The sequence below is a fragment of the Stenotrophomonas sp. LST15-1-1.1 genome (assembly GCF_040815575.1).
Taxonomy (GTDB): Bacteria; Pseudomonadota; Gammaproteobacteria; order Xanthomonadales; family Xanthomonadaceae; genus Stenotrophomonas; species Stenotrophomonas lactitubi_B.
Window position 1 is genome coordinate 1,062,798 of sequence record NZ_JBFPNJ010000001.1, and the last position, 12,324, is coordinate 1,075,121.

The following is a 12,324-nucleotide window of genomic DNA, read 5'->3' on the forward strand; positions in this document are numbered from 1 at the left end:
CGAACGTCGCGCAAAATGCTGCTATGCAGCAGTCTTTTGCGGGGTTATCGCGCAAAAAAACAAGTGCTAGCATCGACGAGGAAGTCCGCTGCACGAGCCCGCCCCAAGCGCGCGTAAAGACGCGCGTTTTGCTTTTGAAGGCCCGTGCGACCCAACGTTTCAGGAGATCTGCAATGAGCTTCATCGAACGCCTCGCCCCCCTCCGCGCCCAGCCCGGCACCCGCCTCACCCACGGCCTGGATGACGCAACCCTGACCGCCCTCGCCGCGAACCACCCGCAACTGGTCGCTGCGGTCGATGCCGCTGCTGCCGAATTCGCGCGCGTGCAGGCCGAGCTGGGGCCGCTGCTGGCACAGGATGAGCAGGCGCAGATCGATGCCATGCAGGACGGCTTCGTCAATTTCTACGCCGATGATGCGGTGACCCCGTACGTGGCGCTGGCCGCACGCGGTCCGTGGGTGGTCACCCTGAAGGGCGCGGTGCTGTACGACGCCGGCGGCTACGGCATGCTCGGCTTCGGCCACACCCCCGATGCGGTCATGGAGGCGATGTCACGGCCGCAGGTGATGGCCAACATCATGACCCCCAGCCTGTCCCAGCAGCGCTTCATCAGCGCGCTGCGGGCCGAGATCGGCCACCGTCGCGGCGGCTGTCCGTTCACTCGTTTCATGTGCCTGAATTCCGGTTCGGAAGCGGTCGGCCTGGCGGCGCGCATCGCCGACGTCAACGCCAAGCTGCAGACCGACCCGGGCGCCCGCCATGCCGGTGCGGCGATCAAGCGCGTGGTCATCAAGGGCAGCTTCCATGGCCGTACCGACCGACCGGCGCTGTATTCCGATTCCAGCCGCAAGACCTACATGCAGCACCTGGCCAGTTACCGTGGCGAGGACTCGGTGATCACCATCGCGCCGTACGACGAGGCCGGCCTGCGCAAGGTGTTCGAGGAGGCTACGCAGAACAACTGGTTCATCGAAGCGGTGTTCCTGGAGCCGGTGATGGGCGAAGGTGACCCGGGCCGCTCCGTACCGCCGGCGTTCTATGCACTGGCCCGCGAACTGACCCGCGCCCACGGCAGCCTGCTGTTGCTGGACTCGATCCAGGCTGGCCTGCGCGCCCATGGCGTGCTGTCGGTGGTCGACTATCCCGGCTTCGAAGGCCTGGATGCGCCGGACATGGAAACCTATTCCAAGGCGCTGAACGCTGCACAGTATCCGCTGTCGGTGCTGGCAGTGACCGAGCACGCCGCGCAGCTGTACCGCAAGGGCATCTACGGCAACACCATGACCAGCAATCCGCGTGCGCTGGACGTGGCCTGCGCCACCCTGGCCCAGCTGACCCCGCAGGTCCGCGCGGCGATCACAGAGCGTGGCACTGAGGCCGTGCGCAAGCTGGAGCAGCTGAAGAACGAGCTGGGCGGCCTGATCACCAAGGTGCAGGGCACCGGCCTGCTGTTCTCCTGCGAGCTGGCCCCGCAGTTCAAGTGCTATGGCGCCAATTCCACCGAGGAATGGCTGCGCCAGCACGGCATCAACGTGATCCATGGCGGCGAGAACTCGCTGCGATTCACCCCGCACTTCGGCATGGACAGCAGCGAGCTGGACCTGCTGGTGGGCATGGTAGGCCGCGCGCTGCGTGAAGGGCCCCGCCGCGAACAGGCTGCCGCTGCGTAACCCCAGACCCTCGTAGAGCCGGGCGCTGCCCGGCTGAAGGCTGACGGGCTGGCGGTGATCTGAACGAAATGCCGCCGGGCATGGCCCGGCGCTACAGAGAACATCGGTAAGGCCTCATAATTGCCCGGACACCCCGCCCTGCGACCGGCTTCACTGGTCGACCGCGGGGCGTTTTCGTTTCCGGCCAAGAAAGGAAGATCCATGAAGTCGATCTGTGTGTACTGCGGTTCCAACGCTGGCAGCAAGCCGGTCTACACCGAACGCGCCATCGCGCTGGGCGACCGCATCGCCCGCGACGGCATGCGACTGGTGTACGGCGGCGGCAACGTCGGCCTGATGGGCACCGTGGCCAATGCCGTGCTCGCCGCCGGCGGTGAGGTCACCGGCGTGATTCCGCGCCAGCTGGCCGACTGGGAAGTGGCCCATCGCGGCCTGACCGAACTGGAGATCGTCGGTTCGATGCATGAGCGCAAGTCGCGCATGTTCGATCTGTCCGATGGTTTCGTCGCCCTGCCCGGCGGCTTCGGCACCATGGAAGAGATCTTCGAGATGTTGACCTGGCGCCAGCTCGGCATCGGCAACAAGCCCTGCGCGTTCCTCGACGTGGACGGCTTCTACGCACCGCTGATCGGCATGATCGATCGCATGGTGGAAGAGCGCTTCCTGCACCCCGAGCAGCGCCAGGACCTGTGGTACGGCTCGGACATCGAAGAGATGCTGGCCTGGATGAAGAACTACCAGCCGGCCCAGGCGTCGAAGTGGATCGACGAGAAGCGCCGCGCGGCGTTGCGCTGAAGACCGCGTGCGCGGTGGCTCAGGCCGCCGCGCGCGTCCACGGCGCCGGTCGGCCCAGCAGGTAGCCCTGGCCGTAGTCGCAGCCGAGTTCGAACAGCGTGTCACGCTGCGCCTCGGTCTCGATGCCTTCGCCGATCGTCTCGATGCCCAGCGTGCGTGCCAGTGACAGCACGCCCTCCACCAGCGCGCGCGTACTCTGCGCCTCCGGTCCATGCAGGCCGGCAATGAAGCTCTGGTCGATCTTCAATGTGCTGATCGGGAACCGGTGCAGGTAAGACAGTGCCGAGAACCCGGTACCGAAGTCATCCAGCTGCACCTGGATGCCGCGTTCGCGCAGGCCCTTCAGGATGCGCAGCGTATGCGGACCATCGTCGAGCAGCGCGACCTCGGTGATCTCCAGGCGCAGCCGCCGCGGGTCCGCGTTGCAGGCCTCCAGCAGACCATACAGCCGCTCGCTGAACTCGGCGGAGCGGAAATGCCGTGGCGACACGTTGACCGACACATAGCCACGCCCGCCGTCGGCCAGGCCGGCGATGACCTGCTCGTAGATCAGCCAGTCGACCTGTTCGATCAGGCCACTTTCCTCGCCCAGTTCCAGGAATGCGCCCGGCAGCAACAGGCCGCGGCGCTCGTGCTTCCAGCGCAGCAGGGCCTCGTGGCCAACCACTTCGCCATCGGACAGGCGCACGATCGGCTGGTAGAACGGCACGAAATCACGGTTGTTGATTGCCCGTCGCAGGTCGGCCTCAAGGTCCAGGCTGCGCAGCGCCTGCTCGCGCATCTCCTCATCGAAGATCGAGCAGCGGTCGTGGCCCTGCGCCTTGGCCCGGTACATCGCCGCATCCGCATCGCGCAACAGCTCCTCGCCAGTGCGATAGCGCGGGTTCCACAGGGCGATGCCCAGGCTGCCGGAGGGAAACAGCTCCCGACCGGCGATCCACATCGACTCCTGCAGCGCCAGCAACAGCCGCTGGCCGAAATCCAGGGCTTGCGCCAGGCCTTCCGGACAGTGCAGCAGCACGGCGAACTCATCGCCGCCGAGGCGCGCCACCACATCGTTGTCACCCGCCATGGACACGATGCGCTTGGCCACTTCCACCAGCATGCGATCGCCGGCGGCGTGGCCGATGCTGTCGTTCACCAGCTTGAAGCGGTCAAGGTCCAGGAACAGCACCGCGAATACCGGGCCGCCTTCGCGCCGGGCCAGCGCCAGCGCATCCTGCAGCCTGTCCAGCAGGTGCAGGCGATTGGGCAGTCCGGTCAGCGCGTCGTGCATGGCCTGGTGGGTCAGTCGCTGCTCGGCGCGCAGGCGCTCGCCGATCTGGCCCAGCAGTTTTTCGTTGACCTCGCCCAATTCGCGGGTGCGCTCCTCCACCCGCTTTTCCAGCTCGGCATGCGCCGCGCGCAGTCGTTGCTGGTCGCGCTGGCGCGCAAGACCGGTGCCGATGTTCTGCGCGACGAAGGTCAGCAAACGCTGGTCATGCACGCTGAAGGCGATCTGCTCGGTGTAACTCTGCACCACGATCGCACCGACCACTTCGTCATCGCGCAGCAACGGCACACCGAGCCAGCACTGCGAACGCGCGCCCGATTCGCGCACCTCGCCGGTTTCCAGCAGCGCATCGATCTGCGCACGCGAGGCCAGCAAGGGCCGGCGATGGCGAACCACATATTCGGTCAGGCCACGACTGAACGCGCGCGGCGCACGACTGGCGTTGTGCTCGTCGACCGAATAGACGAAATCCAGCCCATCGCCCTCGGCATTGACCAGCGCGATATAGAAATTGCGTGCATCCAGCAAGCGCCCGACCACCCCGTGCACCTGCCCGTAGAACTGCGCCAGGCTGTCGGCCGACATCGCCATTTCGGCAATGTTGTACAGCGCGGTCTGCAACTGCTCGGCGCGGCGGCGCTCGGCCACTTCATCCTGCAGGCTCAGATTGGCACGCTGCAGCTCCTGCGTGCGCCGTTCCACCTGCTGCTCCAGCCGCACCTGCGCCTGGCGGCGGTCCATCGCGGTCTGCACGTGCTGAGCGACAAAACCCAGCAGCGCGCGTTCGGCTTCGCCGTAGCGGTCGGCATGCTCGTAACTCTGCACCACGATCGCACCGCACACGCGGCCATCGCGCAGCATCGGTACGCCCAGCCAGTCCAGGCTTTCCGGGCCGCGCTGCGGGTCGTGCTCCTGGTCTACCCGCGCCAGCAGTTCGCGCGAAGGTCCACTCAGCGGCCGGCCATGCCGCAGCAACGCCACGGTCAGGCTGCGCGGCATCTGGTCGATGTCGTAGCACTGTGCAGGATCGGCAACGAAGTCATCGACCTGGTCGGCGAAGTACAGGAAGCGGATCTGCCGGCGGGCGTCGTCATATTCGACGATGTAGCAGTTCTGCGCGTACATCAGCATGCCCAGCACGCCATGCACGTGGCGCAGCATCTCGCCCATTTCCAGGTCGGCACCGGCCAGGTCGGCAATCTGGAACAAGGCCTGCTGCAACCGCTCGGCCTGTTCCAGCGCCTTGATCTGGCCCGCCTGGCGGTCGCGCTGCAGGGCCAGCTCCATCGCCTGCCGGGACAGTCCCCACCAGGCCGGAGAGGGTGTCGCGCCGCGCACCGACAGCAGCAGCCGGGCGCCATCGTACTCCCAGCTGTGGCGACCTTCGGCATCGTCGGCCAGCGGCTGCCAGACGTCCTCGCCGCCGCCGCTGATCGGCCAACCGCCCTGCCCGCTGCCAAGCTGCGGATCGTCCCAGCCGACGCGCACGACCGCCGTTTCCGGCAGCAGCGCATGCAGCGCGCGTACCAGCGCCGCGCTCAGCACAGGCTCGTTGTGTGACGCTTCCAGCGCGCGGTCGGCTTCGGTGGACAAATGACGTTCTCTTGGCGCCGCCTGAGCGCCGCCTCCCCTGAATTACCGAGCATAACGCGCCACCCGGGGGGCAATGGAAGCCCGGCAACCCCGAAACGTGCCTTCGGGCGTTTTTCCTGTCGATCCTCTCCCGATTCCCGCCGTGACCGTCGCCTTGCCCCACCCCATCGCCGGCTATGCGCCACCGCCTGCAGGGCTTACCCTGTACGGCGTGGACGCCAGCGCCCTGCCAACCGATGAAGCCTTGATGCTGGCCTGGGCCGCCGGTGAAGTGCACGCGTTCGAAAGCCTGTATGCACGTCATCGCAAGCGCCTGTTCGGCTTCCTGCTGCGGCAGCTGCGCGACACCGCGCTGGCCGAGGAGATGTTCCAGGACGTCTGGCAGCGGGTGATCAGCGCACGCGCCGGCTGGCAGGCCGACGCGGCTTTCAGCACCTGGCTGTTCCGCATCGCCCACAACCGCCTGAACGACCACTGGCGTGCCGCCCGCCATCGGCCCCCTGCACCGGCTGACGCCGACCTGCGCCTGGCAGCGCTGGAGGATGGGCAGACCCCGGAAGCGGAGCTGTCCGAATTCGAACAACGTCGCCGCATTCAACTGGCGATGGAAGAGCTGCCCGCAGAACAGCGCGAAGTGCTGCAGCTGCGGCTGGAACAGGAACTGAGCCTGGAGGAGATCGGCCAGATCACCGGCGTTGGCCGGGAAACCGTGAAATCGCGGCTGCGCTATGCGATGGACAAGCTGCGTGCGGGACTGAACGCATGAACCGAGACGATCCACTGACCCCGGAAGAACGCGAGCTGGCACGCCTGCTTGGGCGACGCGCCGAACAGAGCCCTCCGCCGGCGCTGGACGCGGCGATCCTGGCCGCTGCGCGTGCGGCCGTGGACGCACCGGCGGGCGAGGCGTCCCTGACGCCGACGGCACCGCGCACACTGCGCCCGCGCCGCCGCTGGCCGGCCGTCTTCGGCGTGGCCGCCTCGACAGTGTTTGCCGTTGGCATCGCCTGGCAGATGCGTCCAGAGCCGCCGTCGGCCCCTGCGGAGGCGGTTGCCACCGCGCCGGCTGCACAGGAAATGGCAGCCGATGCGAGCGCCGAAGTCATGGCCTCCGACAGCGCAGCCGCCGATGTCGCGGCCGCCGAGACGACACCGGCACCGACAGCAGCACCGGCACCTGCGGCCGTTGAGGCAGCACCTGCTTCGGCAGCGGCCATCGCAGACGTGCCGAAACCTGCGCCCGTGACACCGCGGCAGTTGCCTGCTCCGATGATGGCGCCGGCACCGCCACCTGCGCCTGCCGCCGACACGGCGTTTGCCGCGCCTGCGATGCCCGCGGCAGCGCCTGCCGCACCGGAAGCCTATTCGATGCCTGCGCCTGCCTCCGCGCCTGCGGCTCCTGCCGCGGCGATGAGGGCGCGCAAGGCCACTGCGGCGACGGCGGAATCAATGTCCTCGGCACAGGCCACGACCGAAGACCGCATCGCACTCACCGCAGCCAAGCAGGACGCGGCCGGCAGAACCGCACCTGGCGTCATGCGCCGCGCCAGCGATGCCGGCCTCAGCGCGGAGGCCGTGCAGGCTGAAGTGCAGGCCGACGCCGGGCTGCCCCGCCGGCAATGGCTGCAGAAGATCCGCGAGCGTCGCGATTCCGGCCAACGCGACCTGGCCAGGGCGAGCCTGGAGCGCTACCTGCAGACCTATCCCGAGGCGCGCCTGCCAAAGGATGTGCGGCCATTGCTGGACGACTGAAGCACGTCGGCGGCAAGCCCGTAGAATGAAGGGAATGCCCGATACCCTCGCCCAACCGGTCAGCTACACCCTGGACGTCAAGCACAGCCGCTTCATCGCGCATGCCGCGCCGATCGAGGGTGCGTCTGCTGCGCTGGCCTTTCTGCAGGCGGTGGCCGTGGCCGATGCGACCCACAACTGCTGGGCCTACCGGCACGGCCAGGACTATCGCTCCAGCGACGATGGCGAACCAGCCGGCACCGCTGGCCGGCCGATCCTGGCCGCCATTGATGGCCAGGGATTTGATCGGGTGATGGTGGTGGTCACCCGCTGGTTCGGGGGCATCAAGCTGGGCGCCGGCGGTCTGGTCCGCGCGTACGGCGGCGCCGCTGCCGAATGCCTGCGCACCGCGCCGCGCCTGCCATTGGTCGCGATGGCGCGGCTGCAGCTGCTGGCCGGATTCGAGGACCTGGGCGCGCTGCACGCTGCCCTGCCCGCCCACGCCGCCGAGAAGCGCGATGAACAGTTCGATGCCAATGGCGTGAGATTGCGGGTGGAACTGCCTGCAGACCAGGTCGACGCATTGAAAATCCGCCTGCGCGACGCCACTCGTGATCGTATCCGTATCCAAGATGACCCCCTCGATGACTGACAAGGACGCACCGGCCTCCGACCCGGCCACCCCGCCGCTGCGCCGCCTCGGCAGCCTGCGTACGCTGTGGCCGTTCGTGCGCCGCCACAGCGGCTTGTTCAGCGCTTGGCTGCTGGCCCTGGCCGTTTCTTCGGCGGCGACCCTGAGCCTGCCGCCGGCCGTGAAGCAGATGATCGACCACGGCTTCAGCAGCGGCGGCCAGATCAACCGTGCCTTTGCGCTGCTGATGCTGGTGGCTGTGGTGCTGGCGCTGGCGACGGCCGCGCGTTTCTACTTTGTTTCGTTGCTCGGCGAGAAGGTCGTGGCGGATCTGCGCAGCCGCCTCTACGCGCACCTGATCCAGCTCGGCGCTGGCTTCCACGACCGCAGCCGCAGCGGCGAACTGGTGTCGCGCCTGACTGCCGACAGCGAACTGCTGCGCAGCGTGGTCGGCTCGACCATGTCCGTGGCGCTGCGCAGCAGCGTCACCGTGGTCGGCAGCCTGGCGATGCTGTTCGTCACCAGCCCGCGGCTGGCCGCCTGGTCGCTGCTCGGCATTCCGCTGGCGGTGCTGCCGATCATCATCGGCGCGCGCAAGCTGCGCGTCGTCGCCCGCAGCAGCCAGGACCGCATCGCCGATGCCAACAGCCTGGCCAGCGAAACGCTGGGCGCGGTGCGCACGGTGCAGGCGCATGCGCGCGAACCTTATGAACGCGGCCGTTTCGACCATGCGCTGGGCGATGCGATCCGCGCCGCACGCCGGCGCATCGGCGCGCAGTCGCTGGTCACCGCCAGCGCCATCCTGCTGGTGTTCGGCGCGATTGTCGGCGTGTTGTGGCTGGGCGCGCACGACGTCATCGACGGGCGTCTCAGCGCCGGTACGCTGGGCCAGTTCGTGCTGTACGCACTGATCGGCGGCGGTTCGGTCGGTGCGTTGGCCGAAGTGTGGAACGAACTGCAGCGCGCGTCCGGCGGCATGGGCCGCATCGGCGAGCTGCTGCAGGAAGACATCGAGATCCGAGCGCCGGCCACGCCGCGTGCGCTGCCGCAGCCGCTGCGTGGCGAAATCCAGTTCGACGACGTGGTGTTCAACTACCCGCAGCGACCGGACCAGGCCGCACTGGATCATTTCAACCTGCACGTGCGCCCGGGCGAAACCGTCGCCCTGGTTGGCCCGTCAGGCGCCGGCAAGAGCACGGTGCTGTCGATGCTGCTGCGCTTCCACGATCCGGCCGCCGGGCGCATCTGCGTGGACGGCATCGATGTGCGCGACGTCGATCCGGCCGCGCTTCGTGCACAGCTCGCGCTGGTGCCGCAGCAGCCGACGTTGTTCGCCTCCAGCGCACGCGACAACATCCGCTACGGCCGGCTGGAGGCCAGCGACGCCGAAGTGGAAGAAGCAGCCCGTGCGGCCGAAGCCGACGCCTTCCTGCGTGCACTGCCGCAGGGTTACGACAGCGAACTGGGCGAGCGCGGTGCCCGCCTGTCCGGTGGCCAACAACAACGTGTGGCGATCGCCCGTGCCTTGTTGAAGGACGCACCGATCCTGCTGCTCGACGAAGCCACCAGCGCGCTGGACGCGCAGAGCGAGCATGGCGTACAGCAGGCGCTGGAACGATTGATGGCCGGGCGAACCACAGTGGTCATCGCCCATCGGCTGGCGACCGTGCTGAAGGCCGACCGCATCGTGGTGATGGATCATGGCCGCATCGTGGCCGAGGGCACGCATGCGCAGCTGCTGGCTGAAGGCGGCCTGTATGCCGAGCTTGCACGCCTGCAGTTCATCGATTGATGACGGCCGGCTAACACCGGCCGGATCACTCTGTCGGCGTAGCGATGAACCACTGAGGGAGGTCCAGCATGTCGTTCCGTCAGTTCCCTGCTGTCGACAGCAATGGCGAAAGCCACATCATCATCGAGTTCAAGCCCGAAGCCAGCGGCAGCGGGCATGGCTCCGAGACAACGCCGCGTTATGAACTCGATGACGGCCGCCAACTGGTGCGCAACGGCCGCGAATTCACCACCAGCGGTGGTGAGGTCAGGTTGTCGATCTAGCGATCCGCCGTAGCGCCGATCCACGTTCTGCCCCGCCATTGGCCCCATCAAAGAAGGCTGGTCATTTTTTGACCAACCATCTTGACAGCCTTTCCTGCCAAGGCCTGCAGCCGGTTATCCACATGTTTGCGCAGAAGCCATCCACACGCCCTGTGGATGAATGTTCTATGCGAGCACCCGGCCGATCCCGCTGGCATCCACCTCGGCGGCGGCGGCCGCGATAGCCCCTGGCTCGCTGCCCGCCACGAAGCCGATACGGAAATGCACCTCACCGGCCGGCGTGCGCGAGGAATGGATCGAGGCCAGGCTGATGCCATGCTGCTCGAACACGTTGAGCAGCTCGCGCAACGAACCCGCGCGGTCTTCAGGCAGATGCACCGACAGGGCGTTGCGCTCGGTCAGGTCGGCCAGCAGATAGCCGACGCGCTCGAAGGTGTAGTTTCCCGCAGCCAGCGCCTGGTCGCCGAAGGCGGTCCTGTTGGCCCCCAGCAGCCGCTCTCGGAACGCGCCACGCGCAGCATCGTCGCCCTGCCCGACCTGCGCCTGCAGTGTCTGCAGCTGGCCGATCAGGCGTTGCAGCATCGGAGCCACATAGGGATTGCCGAACTGGATGTCTTCGTAGATCGCCGGATTCAATGACAGGATGCGCGAGATGATCGCCGTATCCAGCTCGAACGAGGCCGACCGATACGGCAGCATCGCCGCCAGCGTACCCAGCTGCGGCTGGTACTCGCGCAGCACTCCCGCCTGGGCCAGATGGGTCGCATGCACCATCGCCTGCACCAGCGCCATCATCTGGTCGTGGTGCTGCGGGCTGGCCCGCACGCACTCAGCCTGCAGTGCCAGGCACAGCGCGTCGACCCAGGGCCGCCACTGCTGCAGACGCGCCTCGCAGACCACCATTACCCGGCCTTTGAGAGTCGGCGCCTTGGGCGGCGCCGTCATCGGATGCAGGCCCACCACCTCGGCGCGCGAGGCCAGCATCGCCTGCACCGGCGCTTCCTTCACCGAGGTTACGTCCAGCCACAAGCGTTCCTGCTCGCGGCCAGCCGACAGGCGCGCGTACTCAGCGATCAACGCGGACGTGTGGCGGATGGGTGCGGAGAACACCAGCACATCGGCCTGTTCCAGCAACTGCTCCGGCGCATGCGAATCCGGATCGGCCGGATCGTGGCCGATCACCTGCACCTGCATGTGCTGTTCGAAGAAGCGGGTCAGCCAGCGCCCGTAGGCGCCGGCACTGCCGACGATGCCGACCGTACGCGGCGTGCGTTCGTGCAGCCCGCTCATGCCAGCCGTTCGGCGCGGAAGCGCATTCCGTCGGCCAGGGCCGCCGGTGCGGCCGCGATGACGTCAAACTCTTCAAAGCCGAGGGCCAGGGTCGCCTCCAGCGCCGCATGGGTGCCGGCGATGGCACGCGAGATGGCCGTCTGCATCGGCTCACCGCGCAGCAGGAAGGACACCATCAGCGACATCAGCACATCGCCGGTACCGGCCACATCGACTGGCAGCAGCGGCGAGGTCCAGCGCCAGGTTTCCTCGCGCCCCACAGCCAGCGTCACAAGCTCGCCCGGATTGCCGCCGACGCTGTGGGCCAGCACCCATTGCGGACCGCGCGCCAACAGCGCATGCGAGGCGGCGATGGCATCGGCTTCGGCCAGCGCCGGCATGCCGGTCAGGCGACCGAGTTCGAAGGCGTTCGGGGTCACCAGCCAGGCGTGCGGCAGCAGGCGCTCAGCGAAGATCGCTTCCAGTCCGGGCTCCACGTAGGGGCCGGTGTGGGTATCGCCGATCACCGGGTCCAGGCAGTAGCGCAGCTGCGGGCATGCCGGCAGGATCTCGTCCAGCCAGTCAGCAAACGCGGCACCATTGGCGGCGCTGCCGAAGTAGCCGGATACCAGCATCTTCGCCCGTTGTGGAAGGCCACGCTCGCGCGTGCCGAGCAGCAGGTCGGCGAACCAGTCACTGGGCAGCACACGGCCACGGGTGGTCTCGTAGAACGGCGCATTGCTCAACAGCGTGGTCGGGATCGAGGCCACGCGCACACCGAGCGCGCGCATCGGTGGCAGCGCGGCGCTGTTGCCGGCATGGCCGTAGACCAGTTGTGATTGGACCGAAATGACATCGATCGGCGAAGGGCCGTCGGGCCGCTGGCGGCGGCCGTGGACCAGGTGGTTGTCGAGGGATTCGCTCATGCCCGCATTCTACGCCCAAGGGAGTTTTCGGCAGGGCTGCGCCCTGCACCTGCAGAGGCAACAGCCAAAGCCACGGCAACAGCAACAGCGGTACTCCGAGGGATGGCGGGGCACTGTGGGTTTGCGGGGCCGCCGCAAGTACGTCCTTGTAGGCTTGGTCGCCGCATCCATGCCGCTCACACCCCGCAAACCCACAGTGCCCCGCCTTCGACAGTTTCCCGCGAGCAGTAGATCCACGCCATGCCTGGATGAATCTCTTTCAGATATCGAAATCAATCTGGGGTCAGATCCGTTTTCCTACGGAAAACGGATCTGACCCCAAGAGCCATTCAATCAGTTCGCAGAAATCTGTCGAAGGCGGGGTGGGTCCGGTTGCGGGGG

The 12,324-nt window shown here is 67.5% G+C and carries 10 protein-coding genes; 7 read left to right on the top strand and 3 right to left on the bottom strand.

Features of this window, described 5'->3' with window-relative positions:
• Positions 1-173 precede the first annotated feature (173 nt).
• The gene (locus tag MRBLST15_RS04830) at positions 174-1,670 is read left to right on the top strand and encodes an aminotransferase class III-fold pyridoxal phosphate-dependent enzyme (protein WP_367785378.1); all 1,497 of its coding nucleotides are present in this window, start codon (positions 174-176) and stop codon (positions 1,668-1,670) included.
• Positions 1,671-1,871: 201 nt separating this feature from the next.
• Positions 1,872-2,465 carry a TIGR00730 family Rossman fold protein gene (locus tag MRBLST15_RS04835; protein WP_025875132.1) on the top strand — a complete coding sequence of 198 codons (594 nt, stop codon included), beginning with the start codon at positions 1,872-1,874 and terminating at the stop codon, positions 2,463-2,465.
• A 19-nt stretch (positions 2,466-2,484) separates the two neighbouring features.
• On the opposite strand, the gene MRBLST15_RS04840 is transcribed toward MRBLST15_RS04835, so the two are convergent.
• Positions 2,485-5,331 (bottom strand): bifunctional diguanylate cyclase/phosphodiesterase, encoded by a 2,847-nt coding sequence (locus MRBLST15_RS04840; RefSeq protein ID WP_367785379.1) that lies wholly within the window; start codon positions 5,329-5,331, stop codon positions 2,485-2,487.
• Positions 5,332-5,578: 247 nt separating this feature from the next.
• Here MRBLST15_RS04840 and MRBLST15_RS04845 point away from each other — a divergent pair, with 247 nt between their 5' ends.
• From MRBLST15_RS04845 to MRBLST15_RS04865, 5 genes are all read left to right on the top strand, one after another.
• Positions 5,579-6,097, top strand: a complete 519-nt coding sequence (locus MRBLST15_RS04845) for an RNA polymerase sigma factor (protein WP_229291374.1) — start codon at positions 5,579-5,581, stop codon at positions 6,095-6,097.
• Positions 6,094-7,083: a hypothetical protein gene (locus MRBLST15_RS04850; protein ID WP_367785380.1), complete on the top strand. Its 990-nt coding sequence runs from the start codon at positions 6,094-6,096 to the stop codon at positions 7,081-7,083. Before MRBLST15_RS04845 ends, MRBLST15_RS04850 begins: the two co-directional genes overlap by 4 nt.
• A gap of 34 nt (positions 7,084-7,117) precedes the next feature.
• A complete protein-coding gene (locus MRBLST15_RS04855) occupies positions 7,118-7,714 on the top strand; it encodes an IMPACT family protein (RefSeq protein ID WP_312705878.1) in 597 nt (198 codons plus the stop codon).
• A complete protein-coding gene (locus MRBLST15_RS04860; RefSeq protein WP_265954620.1) occupies positions 7,707-9,485 on the top strand; it encodes an ABC transporter transmembrane domain-containing protein in 1,779 nt (592 codons plus the stop codon). Before MRBLST15_RS04855 ends, MRBLST15_RS04860 begins: the two co-directional genes overlap by 8 nt.
• 68 nt (positions 9,486-9,553) lie before the next feature.
• A complete protein-coding gene (locus MRBLST15_RS04865) occupies positions 9,554-9,748 on the top strand; it encodes a hypothetical protein (RefSeq protein WP_088101408.1) in 195 nt (64 codons plus the stop codon).
• 165 nt (positions 9,749-9,913) lie between these two features.
• Here the strand turns inward: MRBLST15_RS04865 and MRBLST15_RS04870 are convergent, their stop codons facing one another.
• Positions 9,914-11,038 carry a prephenate dehydrogenase gene (locus MRBLST15_RS04870; protein ID WP_367785381.1) on the bottom strand — a complete coding sequence of 375 codons (1,125 nt, stop codon included), beginning with the start codon at positions 11,036-11,038 and terminating at the stop codon, positions 9,914-9,916.
• The gene (gene pdxY / locus MRBLST15_RS04875; protein WP_367785382.1) at positions 11,035-11,943 is read right to left on the bottom strand and encodes a pyridoxal kinase; all 909 of its coding nucleotides are present in this window, start codon (positions 11,941-11,943) and stop codon (positions 11,035-11,037) included. Before pdxY ends, MRBLST15_RS04870 begins: the two co-directional genes overlap by 4 nt.
• Positions 11,944-12,324: the final 381 nt, after the last annotated feature.